General features: G+C 72.7%; 8 protein-coding genes. 7 read left to right on the top strand and 1 reads right to left on the bottom strand.

The features are described from left to right. Window positions 1-22: 22 nt before the first annotated feature. The 7 genes from C4J65_RS24330 to C4J65_RS24300 all read left to right on the top strand — a co-directional run bounded on the left by C4J65_RS24330 (window position 23) and on the right by C4J65_RS24300 (window position 12,350). Window positions 23-1,963, top strand: coding sequence for an ABC transporter ATP-binding protein (locus C4J65_RS24330; protein ID WP_115744299.1), 1,941 nt, complete (start codon window positions 23-25; stop codon window positions 1,961-1,963). Further along, window positions 1,960-3,849: an ABC transporter ATP-binding protein gene (locus tag C4J65_RS24325; RefSeq protein ID WP_115744298.1), complete on the top strand. Its 1,890-nt coding sequence runs from the start codon at window positions 1,960-1,962 to the stop codon at window positions 3,847-3,849. The genes C4J65_RS24330 and C4J65_RS24325 overlap by 4 nt, the downstream gene beginning before the upstream one ends. Next, window positions 3,846-5,684, top strand: coding sequence for an ABC transporter ATP-binding protein (locus tag C4J65_RS24320; protein ID WP_115744297.1), 1,839 nt, complete (start codon window positions 3,846-3,848; stop codon window positions 5,682-5,684). The genes C4J65_RS24325 and C4J65_RS24320 overlap by 4 nt, the downstream gene beginning before the upstream one ends. Continuing rightward, window positions 5,681-7,432 carry an ABC transporter ATP-binding protein gene (locus C4J65_RS24315; protein WP_115744296.1) on the top strand — a complete coding sequence of 584 codons (1,752 nt, stop codon included), beginning with the start codon at window positions 5,681-5,683 and terminating at the stop codon, window positions 7,430-7,432. The genes C4J65_RS24320 and C4J65_RS24315 overlap by 4 nt, the downstream gene beginning before the upstream one ends. 294 nt (window positions 7,433-7,726) lie before the next feature. Further along, window positions 7,727-9,769, top strand: a complete 2,043-nt coding sequence (locus C4J65_RS24310) for a M4 family metallopeptidase (protein WP_162833329.1) — start codon at window positions 7,727-7,729, stop codon at window positions 9,767-9,769. A 323-nt stretch (window positions 9,770-10,092) separates the two neighbouring features. Further along, the gene (locus C4J65_RS24305; protein WP_115744294.1) at window positions 10,093-11,742 is read left to right on the top strand and encodes a M4 family metallopeptidase; all 1,650 of its coding nucleotides are present in this window, start codon (window positions 10,093-10,095) and stop codon (window positions 11,740-11,742) included. 98 nt (window positions 11,743-11,840) lie between these two features. Next, entirely contained in the window at window positions 11,841-12,350 is a 510-nt protein-coding gene (locus tag C4J65_RS24300; RefSeq protein WP_115746612.1) for a DUF1990 domain-containing protein, read from the top strand. Between the two features lie 45 nt (window positions 12,351-12,395). Here the strand turns inward: C4J65_RS24300 and C4J65_RS24295 are convergent, their stop codons facing one another. Further along, window positions 12,396-15,014, bottom strand: a complete 2,619-nt coding sequence (locus tag C4J65_RS24295; protein WP_162833328.1) for a glycosyltransferase family 1 protein — start codon at window positions 15,012-15,014, stop codon at window positions 12,396-12,398. Between the last annotated feature and the right edge of the window lie 318 nt (window positions 15,015-15,332).

The raw sequence follows: 15,332 nt of genomic DNA, 5'->3' as shown, positions 1-15,332 counted from the left end.
GCAAACCGTAGGCTCGCTGCTGATGCCCACGAAACCTGCCCCCGCCACGGATCTCGCCCCGGACGCCGCCCCGGACGCCGCCCCGGACGCCGCCGAGAGGCGTTCCACCGTACGTGCCCTGCTGCGGCTGTGGCCCTACGTGCGGCCGGTGCGCGCGCGGTTGGGGACGGCGGCGGTGATAGCGATCCTCGCCTCCTGCGTGGGTCTGGTGATCCCGCTGGTCCTGAAGTGGATGGTGGACGGGCCGGTCGCCGACGGTGATCCGGCGGGCGTGTGGCTCGGGGCGCTGTACCTGCTGCTCCTCGGGCTGGCGGAGGCGCTGCTGTTCGGGTTGCGGCGGTGGCTGGTGGCCAGGCCGCTGGCGGGCGTCGAGGCGGGCATGCGGGCGGATCTCTACCGGCATCTGCAGCGCCTGCCGGTGGCCTTCCACGACCGCTGGGCCTCGGGGCAGTTGCTGTCGCGCGGGACGACCGACCTGATGCTGCTCCGCATGTTCCTCGCCTTCCCGCTGACGTTCCTGCTGGTCAACGGCGTGACGATCCTGGTCGGCGTGGGCATCATGCTGGTCCAGGACTGGATGCTCGGGCTGGTGATCCTGGGACCCGCCATTCCCGTGATGATCACCTGCGGGATCTTCGAGAAGAAGTACTCCGCGGTGGCGCGGCGCGCGCAGGACCAGGTCGGGGATCTGACGACCGTGGTCGAGGAGAGCGTGCTCGGCATCCGGATCGTCAAGGGCTTCGGCCGGCACCGCAGCCAGGCCCGCGCCTTCCACGAGCTGTCGCACACGCTGCGGGGCACGGAGCTGCGCAAGGCGCGGCTGCTTGCGGCGATCTGGGCGGTCATCGTGACGCTGCCCGAGGTGGCGATCGGGGCGGCGCTGGTGGTCGGGGTGGTGCAGGTGGCGGACGGGGCGCTGTCGGCGGGGACGCTGGTTGCCTTCCTGTCCACGGCGCTGGCGCTGCGGTGGCCGGTGGAGTCCATCGGTTTCCTGCTGGCGATGAGCCAGGAGGCGGCGACGGCCACGGACCGGTACTTCGAGGTGATGGACGCGGAGGTCGAGTCGCCGGGGAGTGCGGGTGACCGTGCGTCGGTGCCAGGGGGTGGGGAGCGCGGCCCGGCGGAGCGGGGTGCCTCCCCGGCCGTTCAGGCACTGGGGGAGGCACGATTGCCCGCAGATGAGCGGGGCGGCGGCCTACGGTTCGAGAACGTGCGGTTCCGGTATCCCGACGCGCCTCCCGGCTCCCCGCCCCTCCTGGCGGACGTCGACCTGCACATCCGCCCCGGTGAGTCCATGGCCCTGGTCGGTGCCACCGGCAGTGGGAAGACGACGCTGACCGCGCTCGTGCCGCGCCTGCACGAGGTGACCGAGGGCCGGATCACGCTGGACGGCGAGGACATCGCCGCCCTGTCCCGCGAGGAGCTGCGCTCGATGGTCGCCGTGGCCTTCGAGGAGCCCACCCTCTTCTCGGCCACCGTCGGTGAGAACGTGCTGATGGGTGCCGGCGAGGGCGCCGGCGGCGAGGAGCTGGACCGCGCGCTCGCCGTCGCGCAGGCCGACTTCGCGCACGCGCTCCCCCAGGGCACCGGCACCCAGGTCGGCGAGCAGGGTCTCAGCCTCTCCGGCGGCCAGCGTCAGCGCCTGGCGCTCGCGCGGGCCGTGGTGGGCCGGCCGAGGTTCCTCGTCCTGGACGACCCGCTGTCCGCGCTGGACGTGCACACGGAGGCCGCCGTGGAGGCCGCCCTGCGGCAGGTCCTCGCGGACACCACCGCGCTGATCGTGGCCCACCGCCCCTCCACCGTCCTGCTCGCCGACCGCGTCGCCCTGCTCTCCGAGGGCCGCATCACCGCCGTCGGCACCCATCACGAACTGCTGCGCACCAGCCCCGAGTACGCCCATCTGATGTCCGGGCTCGACAGTCCCGGCGATGCCGAGGGGCCCCAGGAAGGAGACGGCCGATGACCGCGCCCACGGCCACCGCGCCGGACAGGGAACAGCCGGAGCACCCAGAGCACGGGGACCCGGCCGGGGCGGGGACCCGCACCACCACCGCCGCCGACGACGCCTTCGACCAGGACGTCCTGCCCAGCCCGCCGGGCGCGACCGGCGCCCTGCTGCGCTCCCTGCTGGTGCCCATGAAGGCCCGGGTCGCCGTCACCGTCCTCCTGCTGCTGCTCCAGCAGGCGGCCGTGCAGGCGGGCCCGCTGCTGGTGGCGTACGCCATCGACCACGCCGTGCCGGCCCTGCGGGACGACGACCACGGACCGCTGATCGCGGTGGGCGCCGGCTACCTGCTGTGCTCGCTGGCGGCGGGCGGACTCCAGTACGCCTTCATCGCGGCGGCGGCCCGCGTCAGCCAGGACGTGCTGCTCGACCTGCGCGGCCGCATCTTCCGGCACGCGCAGGCGCTGAGCGTCGACTTCCACGAGCGCTACACCTCGGGCCGTCTCATCTCGCGTTCCACCACGGACGTGGAGTCCCTGCGCGAGCTGCTCGACGAGGGGCTCCAGGAGCTGGTGACGGTCATCCTGTCCTTCGTCTACATCGCGGCGCTGCTGCTCTGGCTGGACCTCGGTCTCGGCGCCGTGGCGGTGGCGTCGTTCGTGCCGCTGTACGCGCTGGTGCGGCTCTACCAGCGGCGCGCGGGGCGGGTGTACCGGCAGCGGTCCACGGCGATCGCGGCGGTGATCGTGAAGTTCGTGGAGACGATGAACGGCATCCGGCCGGTGCGCGCCTTCCGCCGCGAGGCCGTCAACGACGCCGACTTCGCGGTCCTGAACCACCGCCACGAGCGGACCAACGGCAACGCGCTGCTGGAGATGGCCCGTTACGTGGTGGGTTCCCGCCTGGTCGCGAACACGGCCGTCGCGGGCATCGTGCTGTGGGGCGCCTACCGGGTCGCGGACGGCACGCTGGCGCTCGGTGTGCTGGCCGCGGCGGTGCTGTACCTGCGCCGCCTGTACGACCCGATCGACCGGCTGGGCATGTTCCTGAACTCGTACCAGTCGGCGGCGGCCTCGCTGGAGAAGATCGCCGGGCTGCTGGCCCAGACGCCGTCGGTGCCGGAGCCGGCCGCGCCGAAGGAGCTGCCGCCGCTGGAGTCGGAGCACCCGGGCCGCGAGGTGGTCTTCGACTCGGTGAGCTTCGGCTACCGCACCGGCGGCGAGGTGCTGCCGCGCTTCGAGCTGACGCTCCCGGCCGGTCAGACGGTCGCCGTCGTGGGCTCCACCGGCGCGGGCAAGTCGACGCTGGCCAAGCTGCTCGCCCGGTTCTACGACCCGTCCGCCGGGCGGATCCTGCTGGACGGCACCGACGTGCGCGACCTGGCCGTGCCGGAGCTGCGGCGCGGGGTGGTGATGGTGACGCAGGAGGCGTTCCTGTTCTCCGGCACGGTCGCCGACAACATCGCCATCGGCCGTCCGGAGGCGACCCGGGAGGAGATCGAGCGGGCCGCGAAGGCGATCGGCGCCCACGACTTCATCGCCGCGCTGCCGGACGGCTACGACACCGACGTGCGCAAGCGGGGCGGCCGTATCTCCGCGGGTCAGCGGCAGCTCGTGGCGTTCGCGCGGGCGCTGCTCGCGGACCCGGCGGTGCTGATCCTGGACGAGGCGACCAGTTCGCTGGACATCCCCGGGGAGCGGGCGGTGCAGCGGGCGATGACGACGGTGCTGAAGGGCCGTACGGCGGTCGTGATCGCGCACCGGCTCTCCACCGTGGAGATCGCCGACCGGGTGCTGGTGATGGAGCACGGCCGGATCGTCGAGGACGGCGCGCCGGACGAACTCATCGCCGGTACGGGCCGGTTCGCGGATCTGCACCGCGCCTGGCGGGACAGTCTGGCGTGAGGATCGACGCGTACGAGGACCCGGGCGCCCCGGGCCGCGGGGGCGGCTGGCGGTACCTGGGCTGGCTGGTCGGGCGGCAGTGGCCCCGGTGCCTGGCGGGGGCGGTGCTCGCCAGTGTGTGGATGGTGCTGCTGGCGGCGACGCCGTACCTGATGGCCCGGGCCGTCGACCATGGCCTGGAGCCCGGTGACATGGGCGCGCTGGCGGGCTGGACGGGGGCCATGGTCGCCGTCGGCGGGGTCAACGCGTGGCTGGGCATGATGCGGCACCGCACGATGACGAAGGTGCGGATGGACGCCAACTTCCGCACGGTGAAGGTGGTCGTCGGCCACGCCACGCGGCTCGGCGCGGCGCTGCGCGGGCAGGTGGGGGCCGGCGAGGTCGTCACCATCGGGGTGGGCGACGTGCAGACGATCAGCACGTCCCTGACGGCCGTGGGGCCGGGCGTCGGCGCGATCGTCGCCTACGCGGCGGTCGGCGGGCTGATGCTGTCGGTGTCGACGCGGCTCGCCCTGGTGGTGCTGCTGGGGGTCCCGGTGCTCGGGGTGCTCCTCGGCCCGCTCATGGGACGGCTCCAGGGCAGGGAGGCGGAGTACCGGGAGCGGCAGTCCGTCCTGACCGCGCGGATCGGCGACCTCGCGGGCGGGCTGCGGGTGCTGAACGGGCTGGGCGGCAAGGGCCTGGTCGCGGACGCGTTCCGCCGGGACTCGGGGCGGCTGCGTGAGCAGGGCTACCGGGTCGGCGCGGTGACCAGCTGGATCCAGGCCCTCGGAGTGGGACTGCCGATGCTGTTCCTGGCCCTGGTGACCTGGCTGGGCGCCCGGCAGGCCGCGCAGGGTCACATCAGTGTGGGCGAACTGGTGTCGGTGTACGGCTACGTCGTCGCGCTGGGCTGGCCGGTGGCGTTCCTCATCGAGATGGGCCACCAGCTCAGCCGCGGCGTGGTGGCCGCCCGCCGGGTCGTCGCCTTCCTGCGCCTGGAACCGGCCCCGGACGAAGGCACCCGGGACGCCCCCGCGGAACCCTCGGCGCTCTACGACCCGGCCTCGGGCGTACGCATCACCCCCGGCCGCCTGACCGCCCTGGTCACGTCCCGCCCGTCCGACGCCACCGACATCCTGGACCGCCTGGCCCGCTACACCCCGTCGGACGCGACCTGGGGGGAGGTCCCGCTGACGGAGATCCCGCTGACACAGGTACGGGCACGCATCCTGGTCGCGGACCCGGAAGCCGACCTTTTCGCGGGCACCCTGAGCGATGTAGTGGGCGCTGCGGACACTGACCTCAGGGGCGCGGGCAGTGTCGATGTGCGGCTCCGCCGCGTGGGCGCGACAAGCCACCACGAATCCGCGGACGCGAAACAACGGCCCGGGGCGGACGAGACGGCAAAACTCACCGCAGCCCTCCACGCGGCCGCCGCCGAAGACATAGTCCGCGCCCTCCCGGACGGACTGAAGACCCAGGTCGCGGCCCAGTCCCGCGACCTCTCCGGCGGACAGCGCCAGCGCGTCCGCCTGGCCCGTGCCCTCCTGACCGACCCCGAGGTCCTCCTCGCCGCGGAACCCACCTCCGCCCTGGACGCCCACACGGAGGCCACCGTGGCCGACCGCCTCAAGCACGCCCGCCAGGGCCGCACCACCGTCCTTGCCGCCACCTCGCCGCTGCTCCTCGACCGCGCGGACGTCGTACACCACCTGGTCGACGGCAAGGTAGCGGCCACCGGCACGCACCGCGAACTCCTGGACTCCGAACCGGCGTACCGCGCCCTGGTCGCGCGGGACGCCGAGGCCGCCGAGGCCGCCGAGGCCGCCGACGAAGGGGAGCCGGCCCGATGACACAGCTGCCCGTCGCCGAGCGCACCGACGTCCGCCGCGCCGCGACCGACCTCGTGCGGGCCGACCGGAGGTCCTTCGCCGTCGTCCTGGGTCTCAACGCGCTGGCCGCGCTGGCCGGTCTCGCGGGTCCGTGGCTGCTGGGCCGGATCGTCGACGAGGTGCGCGGCGGGGGCGGGGTCGGCGCCGTGGACCGGATGGCCCTCGCCATCCTGCTGTGCTCGCTGGCTCAGTTGCTGCTGGCCCGCTGGGCGCGGTACGTGGGGCACCGGTTCGGGGAGCGGACGCTCGCCCGGGTGCGGGAGCGGTACGTGGAACGGGCGCTGGCGCTGCCCGCGTCGGTCGTGGAGCGGGCGGGGTCCGGGGACCTGACGACGCGCGGCACCGCCGACGTGACCGCCGTCGGCACCACGCTGCGCGACGCCGGTCCCGAACTGCTGGTCAACGCGGTGCAGGCACTGTTCCTCACCGCCGCGGTCTTCGTGCTCGACCCGCTGCTCGGCCTGGCCGGGGTGCTGGGGCTGACGCCGGCCTGGGTGGCGCTGCGCTGGTACCTGCGCCGGGCCCGGGCGGCCTACCTCGCCGAGGGCGCGGCCAACTCGGACGTCGCGGAGAGCCTGGCGGCCACGGTGGCGGGGGCCCGCACGGTCGAGGCGTTCGGGCTGGCCGGGCGGCGCGTCGCGACGAACCGCGGGGCGCTGGAGGTCTCGCTGCGCACCCGGTTGCGGACGCTGTTCCTGCGCAGCGTGTTCTTCCCGGCGGTGGACATCTCCTACGTCCTTCCCGTGGCGGGTGTGCTGCTGCTCGGCGGGGTCCTGCACACGCACGGGTCGGCGAGCCTCGGTGCGGTGGTGTCCTGCGCCGTGTATCTCCAGCAGCTGGCGGGACCGCTCGACGAGGTGCTGATGCGGGTCGAGCAGCTGCAGGCCGGTGCCGCCTCGTTCGCCCGGGTGGAAGGGCTGGCACGCGCCCCGCGGGCCACGGCGGACGAGTCGGCGGTTCCGGACGGCGACCGTATCGACGTGTCCGGGGTGCGGTACGCCTACGACCGGGGCGGGGAGGTGCTGCGCGGGGTGGACCTGACCGTGCGGCCGGGTGAGCGGCTGGCGGTCGTCGGTCCGTCGGGGGCGGGCAAGACGACGCTGAGCCGGCTCCTCGCGGGCGTCGACGCGCCGACGGCGGGTTCGGTGACGGTGGGCGGGGTGCCCGTGGTCGCCCTGGGTCCGGAGCGGCTGCGCCGTCAGGTGGTGCTGGTCACCCAGGAGCACCATGTGTTCCTGGGGACGGTCCGCGACAATCTACTGATCGCCGAACCGGCGGCCTCGGACGAGGAGTTGTGGGCCGCGCTCGCCGCGGTGGGCGCCGAGGGCTGGGTGCGGGAGCTGCCCGCGGGCCTCGGCGCCGAGCTGGGCGCGAAGGGACACTCCACGGACGGCTCGCAGGCCCAGCAACTGGCCCTGGCCCGGGTGGTGCTGGCCGACCCGCACACCCTGATCCTGGACGAGGCCACGGCCCTGCTGGACCCGACGACGGCCCGGCACACGGAGCAGGCGCTGGCCGCCGTACTGAAGGGCCGTACGGTCATCGCCATCGCGCACCGCCTGCACACCGCGCACGACGCCGACCGGGTCGCGGTGATGGAGGACGGTCTGCTGACGGAGCTGGGCACGCACGACGAGCTGGTGGCGGCGGGCGGGGCGTACGCGGCCCTGTGGGGCTCCTGGCACGGGGAACCGCCCGCCGGTTACTGACTGACCGGACAGTAACCGGACCGGGACAGCAACGATTCCGTTTATCGAACGTGAACGCCCGGTCAACGAACCATTTCCAGCCAACTTGCTGACGCGCTCCTGACAAGTAGCGCTTTCTCCTGCCACTCTTCCGTCGGCCCCTTCACAGCGCCCCCACAGCTTCCCCACGAGCGCTGTGCCGCGGCCGGCTCACAGCACCAGGTTTCTGCGTACCGCACAGTTCCGCCCGGCCGGCCACCCGCCGGCCGGTCTCCCCTGGCCGCGCAACCCGTGGCCACGCAGAAGGAGTCAGTGTTGAGCAGCAGTACTCCCCACAGACGCACCTCCCACACCACCTCCCGCCGTACCGCGCACCGGCGTGCCGCGGCCGTCGCGCTGGCCGGTGTCGCCGCGCTGATCGCCACGGCGGTCCAGTCCGGCACCGCCACCGCGGCCCCCGACCCGTCGCCCGCGAAGGGCAACGAGCTGGTCAGGCTCAGCCCGGCCCAGCGCGCCGAGCTGATCCGCGACGCCAACGCCACCAAGGCGAAGACCGCCGACGAGCTGGGCCTGGGCGCCAAGGAGAAGCTGGTCGTCCGGGACGTCGCCAAGGACCGCGACGGCACCCTGCACACCCGCTACGAGCGCACCTACGACGGCCTGCCCGTCCTCGGCGGCGACCTCGTGGTGGCCTCCGACGCGGGGAAGACCGAGCAGGTCGTGAAGGCCACGGCGAAGGCGCTCGAGCCGGCCACCGTGACGCCGAGGATCTCCGCCGCCAAGGCGGAGTCCCAGGCGGTGTCCGCCGCGAAGGCCGCGGGCGCCGAGCGGCCGGACGCCGACCGCGCCCCGCGCAAGGTGATCTGGGCGGCGAACGGCACGCCGGTTCTCGCGTACGAGACCGTCGTGGGCGGCCTCCAGGAGGACGGCACCCCGAACGAGCTGCACGTCGTCACCGACGCCGCCACCGGCGCCAAGCTGTACGAGTACCAGGGCATCGAGAACGGCACCGGCCACACCACGTACAGCGGCACCGTCACGCTGGGCACCGCGCAGTCCGGTTCGTCGTACACGCTGACCGACACCGCGCGCGGCAACCACAAGACGTACAACCTGAACGGCCGGACCTCGGGCACCGGTTCGCTGTTCACCAACTCCGACGACGTGTGGGGCAACGGCAGCTCCTCCGACCCGGAGACCGCCGGCGCCGACGCGCACTACGGGGCCGCGCTGACCTGGGACTACTACAAGAACGTGCACGGCCGCTCGGGCATCCGCGGCGACGGTGTGGGCGCGTACAGCCGGGTCCACTACGGCAACAACTACGTCAACGCCTTCTGGTCCGACGGCTGCTTCTGCATGACCTACGGCGACGGCTCGGGCAACGCGAACCCGCTGACCGCCATCGACGTGGCCGGGCACGAGATGACCCACGGCGTCACGTCCAACACCGCGGGACTCAACTACAGCGGCGAGTCCGGCGGCCTGAACGAGGCCACGTCCGACATCTTCGGCACGTCGGTCGAGTTCTACGCCAACAACTCCGAGGACGTCGGTGACTACCTCATCGGCGAGGAGATCGACATCAACGGCGACGGCACCCCGCTGCGCTACATGGACAAGCCCAGCAAGGACGGCGCGTCCTACGACGACTGGTTCTCGGGCATCGGCAACTCCGACGTGCACTACTCGTCGGGCCCGGCCAACCACTTCTTCTACCTGCTGAGCGAGGGCAGCGGCACCAAGACCATCAACGGTGTCACGTACAACTCGCCCACCTCGGACGGCCTCCCGGTGACCGGCATAGGCCGCGCCAAGGCGGAGAAGATCTGGTTCCGCGCGCTGACCACCAAGTTCACGTCGACCACCAACTACGCGGGCGCCCGCACCGGCACCCTCGCGGCGGCCGGTGAGCTGTACGGCACCGACAGCGCCGAGTACACCGCGGTGGCGAACGCGTGGGCGGGCATCAACGTCGGCTCGCGGCCCGGTGGCGGCGACCCCGGGGACGGCACCACGTTCGAGAGCGGCACGAACGTGAACATCCCCGACTACGGGTCCGCGGTGACCTCGTCCCTCACGGTCTCCGGACGCACCGGCAAGGCGCCGAGCAACCTCCAGGTGGGCGTGGACATCGTGCACAGCTGGCGCGGTGACCTCCAGATCGACCTGGTCGCGCCCGACGGGTCGACGTACCGCCTGAAGAACAGCGGCTACGACCCGGCGGAGGACGTGCACGAGACCTACACGGTGAACGCCTCCTCCGAAACGGCCAACGGCACCTGGAAGCTGCGCGTCCAGGACCAGGGCCCGGCGGACACCGGCTACATCGACGCCTGGCGGCTCACCTTCCCGTAGGCCCACCGGCCCACGGGGGCACCACCCCAAGTCAGGGCGCCGCTCCGGAGGTTCGACTCCTCCGGGGCGGCGCCCTCTCCATGTCCCCGCCGGCTACCGGTTTTTGCCAAGGACTTACGCGTGTCTTGTTGCCACTTGACCGAGGTCACACGGCCTTCACATTCCCGCGACGGCCACCCAGACGTCGATTTTCGGCCAACATCATCGCGCCCTCCTGACATGTACGCGCCTTCGGTGTCAGTCTTCCGTCACCCACAGCACAACTTCGCAGTAACCGGCCGGACACCCCACGCCGTCCGGTACCCCCCACCGAAGGAGCTTGTGTGTCTTCCCTCTTCGCGCGCCACAAGCGCACCACGCTGGCCCTCGCCACCGCGGTCGCCGCCGGAGCGATGCTCACCACCGGCCTGACCGCGGGCAGCGCCGCCGCCGACAGCACCGCGCCGTCGGCGCTCCCGGGCGCACCCGTCCTGCTGTCGGGCACCGCCCGCAGCGCGCTCATACAGGAGCAGCAGGCCGGCGCGGCCGGTACCGCCCGGGCCATGGGCCTCGGCGCCAAGGAGAAACTGGTCGTCAAGGACGTGGTCAAGGACCGCGACGGCAGCGTGCACACCCGCTACGAGCGCACCTACGACGGCCTGCCCGTCCTCGGCGGCGACCTCGTCGTGCACCAGTCGAAGTCCGGCGCCACCAGAGGCGTCACCAAGGCGACGAAGGCCGCCGTCGAGGTCGCCACCGTCACCCCGAAGGTGAAGGCGGCCAAGGCCGAGCAGCAGGCGCTGTCCGCCGCGAAGGACGCCGGGTCGTCGAGGACCGCGGCCGGCTCCGCGCCCCGCAAGGTGATCTGGGCCGCCCAGGGCAAGCCCGTCCTCGCCTACGAGACCGTGGTCGGCGGCCTCCAGGACGACGGCACCCCGAACGAGCTGCACGTCATCACCGACGCCGCCACCGGCGCCAAGCTGTACGAGTACCAGGGCATCGAGACCGGCTCCGGCAAGAGCCTCTACTCGGGCACGGTCGAACTCGGCACCACCAAGTCGGGCTCGTCGTACGAGCTGTACGACACCGGGCGCGGCGGCCACAAGACGTACAACCTGGCCCGCAAGACCTCCGGCACCGGCACGCTGTTCACCGACGCCGACGACACCTGGGGCACCGGCGCCGCCTCCAGCGACCCGCAGGACCAGACCGCCGCCGTCGACGCCGCCTACGGTGCCCAGGTCACCTGGGACTTCTACAAGGAGAGTTTCGGCCGCAGCGGCATCAGGAACGACGGCAAGGCGGCCTACTCCCGCGTCCACTACGGCAGCAACTACGTCAACGCCTTCTGGTCGGACGCGTGCTTCTGCATGACGTACGGCGACGGCACGGGCAACACCAACCCGCTGACCTCGCTGGACGTGGCCGGGCACGAGATGAGCCACGGCGTCACCTCCAACACCGCCGGACTCAACTACAGCGGGGAGTCCGGCGGCCTCAACGAGGCGACGTCGGACATCTTCGGCACCGGCGTGGAGTACTTCGCGAACAGCTCCGCCGACAAGGGCGACTACCTCATCGGCGAGCGGATCGACATCAACGGCGACGGCACCCCGCTGCGCTACATGGACGAGCCGAGCAAGGACGGCGCGTCCAAGGACTACTGGGACTCCGGTCTCGGCGGCGTCGACGTGCACTACTCGTCCGGTCCCGCCAACCACTTCTTCTTCCTGCTGTCGGTGGGCAGCGGGGCGCGGACGGTCGACGGGGTGGACTACGACTCCCCGACCCACGACGGCTCCACCGTCACCGGCATCGGCCGCGACAAGGCCCTGCAGATCTGGTACAAGGCGCTGACCGAGTACATGACGTCGACGACCGACTACGCCGACGCCCGCGCGGCGACCCTGAGCGCGGCGTCCGACCTGTACGGCGCCGACAGCACGGAGTACAAGACGGTGGGCGCGGCCTGGACCGCGATCAACGTGAACTGACCGTCCCCACCGAGTCGGCCGTCCCCACCGAGTCGGCCGACTCGGCCGGCGGAACCCGGAACCAGCGGTTCCCGGGTGCCGCCCTAGTCTTGGTGCCCATGTCCTTCACGTACGACGACGTCGGCGCCACCCGCGAGCAGGGCGCCTGCCCGCCCGGCTTCCGCCCCATGCACGTACGCACCCGCCTCGGGGAGGGTGAACCGGTGTTCCGGCGGGCGGTCGAGGCCGTGCTCACCTGGGAGATGCACCGGGAGCTGGGCGTCGGCATCGACGCGAGCGCGGAACGTGCCGCGCCCGGCGTCGACGTCACCGTCACCCTCGCCAGCATGATCAAGGCGCCCTGCCGGGTGGTGTGGACACTGGAGGAGCCGCGCCGGGCCGGCTGGGCCTACGGCACGCTGCCCGGCCACCCCGAGTCCGGCGAGGAGGCCTTCGTGGTGGACCGCACCGGTGACGGCACGGTCTGGCTGACCGTGCACGCCTTCAGCCGCCCGGCCAAGTGGTACGCCAAGGCCGGCGGACCGGCGACCCGCGCCTTCCAGCACGCCTACGCCCGCCGCTGCGGCACCGTCCTCAGGCGGCTGAGCGGTGGCGACGAGGAGGACTGAGCCCTCCTCGTCGTCACCCGCCCCACCGCCCGGCTGCTCCGGGGGTCACCGCATCAGCAGGCCCGCCGCCTCCACCAGGTCGCCGGAGGGCTCCGCGACCAGGCCGGTCTCCACGCCGGAGGCCAGCAGCCGGTGTGCGGGCAGGACGCGGACCGTGTAGCCGAAGGGGCCGGTGCGGTCCAGGGCGAGCGGCCCCTCGTAGGCCCAGCGGCCCTCCAGGTCGGGCCCGCCCACCGGTTTCAGCGGCGCCTTCGCCGCGTCGGTGATCCGGTCCTCGGAGTCCACCCGGCCGGAGACCGCCTGCACCTCCACGTCCTCCGGCGCGAGATCGCCGAGCTTCACCCGCACCCGCAGCGCGAGCGTGGTACCCAGTTCGGCGCTGGCGGTGGCGGCGGAGGTCTCCACGTGGTCGACGCTCACCCCGGGCCAGGCCGCCCGCACCCGCGTCTTCCACTCGGCGAGCCCGCGCGCGGAGTCCGGGTCCATCGCGCGGTGCGCCTCGGCGGCAGGGGTGTAGAGCCGCTCGACGTACTCGCGGACCATGCGGCCGGCCAGCACCTTCGGGCCGAGCAGGCTGAGGGTCCTGCGCACCATCTCCAGCCACCGGTCGGGCAGCCCGCTCGCGCCCCGCTCGTAGAAGCGCGGGGTGATCCGCTGCTCCAGCAGGTCGTAGAGGGCGTTGGCCTCTATGGCGTCGCGGCGGTCCGGGTCGGTGCCGACGCCGTCGGCGGTGGGGATGGCCCAGCCGAAGTCCGGCTGGTACCACTCGTCCCACCAGCCGTCGAGCACCGACAGGTTGAGGCAGCCGTTGAGCGCCGCCTTCATGCCGGAGGTGCCGCAGGCCTCCAGCGGCCGCAGCGGGTTGTTCAGCCAGATGTCGCAGCCCGGGTAGAGCTTCTGCGCCATCGCCATGCCGTAGTCCGGCAGGAACACGATGCGGTGCCGCACCCGCGGGTCGTCCGCGAACCGCACCAGCTCCTGCACCAGCCGCTTGCCGCCGTCGTCCGCCGGGTGCGCCTTGCCCGCGACGACGATCTGGATCGGCCGCTCGGGGTGCAGCAGCAGCTCCGTCAGCCGCTCCCGGTCGCGCAGCATCAGCGTGAGCCGCTTGTACGACGGGACGCGCCGCGCGAAGCCGATGGTGAGCACGTCCGGGTCGAGGGCGTCGTCGATCCAGCCCAGTTCGGCCGTCCCGGCGCCGCGCTGCCGCCAGGAGGCGCGCAGCCGCTCGCGCACCTCCTCCACGAGCTGGGCGCGCAGGGTGCGGCGCAGCTCCCAGATGTCCTGGTCGGGAATGTCGGCGACCGAGTCCCAGCGGTCCGAACCGCCGACGGCCAGCGCGTCCTCGGCCCGCTGCACGCCGATCTGCCGGGCGCCGAGCCGGAACACCTCGGGCGCCACCCAGGTCGGGGCGTGCACGCCGTTGGTGACGGAGGTGATGGGCACCTCCTCGGCGTCGAAACCGGGCCACAGTCCGGCGAACATCCCCCGGCTGACGCCGCCGTGCAGCACGGAGACGCCGTTGGCGCGCTGGGCGAGCCTGAGGCCCATCACGGCCATGTTGAAGAGGTTGGGCTCGCCGCCCGGGTAGGTCTCCATGCCGAGCCTGAGGACGCGTTCGACGTCGATGCGCGGAAGTTCGGCGTCGGGGCCGAAGTGGCGGGCGACCAGCTCGCGGTCGAAGCGGTCGATGCCGGCCGGGACCGGGGTGTGCGTGGTGAAGACGGTGCCGGCCCGCACCGCCTCCAGGGCCGGCCCGAACTCCAGCCCCTCGTCGCCCAGTTCGGCGATGCGTTCCAGGCCGAGGAAGCCGGCGTGGCCCTCGTTGGTGTGGAACACCTCCGGCGCGGGGTGCCCGGTGAGCCGGCAGAACGTCCGCACCGCCCGGACACCTCCTATGCCGAGCAGCATCTCCTGGAGGAGCCGGTGCTCGCTGCCGCCGCCGTAGAGCCGGTCGGTGACGCCGCGTTCGCCGGGGTCGTTCTCCTCGACGTCGGAGTCGAGCAGCAGCAGCGGCACCCGGCCGACCTGGGCCAGCCAGACACGGGCCCGCAACTCCCGGCCGCCGGGCAGCGCGAGGGCGACGTGCGCCGGGGTGCCGTCGGGCTCCTTAAAGGGCGCGAGGGGCAACTCGTGGGGGTCGAGGACGGGATAGTGCTCCTGCTGCCAGCCGTCCCGGGAGAGGGACTGGCGGAAGTAGCCGTGCCGGTACAGCAGGCCCACGCCGACGAGCGGCACCCCCAGGTCGCTGGCCGCCTTGAGGTGGTCGCCGGCCAGGATGCCGAGGCCGCCGGAGTACTGGGGCAGTGCGGCGGTGATGCCGAACTCGGGCGAGAAGTAGGCCACGGCGCCCGGGAGTCGGCCGGACTGGGCCTGGTACCAGCGGTCGCCGGTCATGTAGTGGTCGAGGTCGTCGGCCACCGCGGTGAGCCGGCGCAGGAAGCGCCGGTCCTCGGCCAGCTCCGCGAGACGCGCGGGCCGGACGGTGCCGAGCAGCCGTACCGGGTCGCGGCCGGACGCGGTCCAGCACTCGGGGTCGACGGACTGGAAGAGGTCGCGGGTCTCCGGGTGCCAGGACCAGCGCAGATTGCGGGCCAGATCACTGAGCGGCCGGAGGGGGTCGGGGAGAACGGGACGGACGGTCAGTCGACGGATCGCCTTCACCCTCACGACGTTACCGCGCGATGTGTCCCTTGTTGGGGCCTTCGCCCGGATGCGCCGGACAGGAACTGACGCGCACGGCGTGTCGATATGGCCGGATCTTTCCCCGTCGGCCTTCTTGTGGCGCTTCGGCCCGCAAGGAAAGCTGCACATGTCGCGACGAACGCTGATTGCGGGAGCGGCATCCGGGAAAGCGACGGTCAGATCGCACCGTGTGTCGTGATGTCGACATACGCGCGAGTAGTTGACAAAGTGCCGGATTGCCCACCGGAAGAGTGTGGGAAGGCTCCTGCGGTACGCCCCGCACGCACCTCGCAGGAC

This window comes from Streptomyces sp. CB09001, from assembly GCF_003369795.1.
Lineage (GTDB): Bacteria > Actinomycetota > Actinomycetes > Streptomycetales > Streptomycetaceae > Streptomyces.
Note: the sequence above shows the minus strand (reverse complement) of the source record. Positions and strands in the feature narration are given on the sequence as shown.

Excerpts from the sequence above, each read along its gene's own strand:
- C4J65_RS24330 (WP_115744299.1), top strand. The coding sequence starts at position 23 with ATGCCCACGAAACCTGCCCCCGCCACGGATCTCGCCCCGGACGCCGCC.
- C4J65_RS24325 (WP_115744298.1), top strand. The coding sequence starts at position 1,960 with ATGACCGCGCCCACGGCCACCGCGCCGGACAGGGAACAGCCGGAGCAC.
- C4J65_RS24315 (WP_115744296.1), top strand. The coding sequence starts at position 5,681 with ATGACACAGCTGCCCGTCGCCGAGCGCACCGACGTCCGCCGCGCCGCG.
- C4J65_RS24300 (WP_115746612.1), top strand. The coding sequence starts at position 11,841 with ATGTCCTTCACGTACGACGACGTCGGCGCCACCCGCGAGCAGGGCGCC.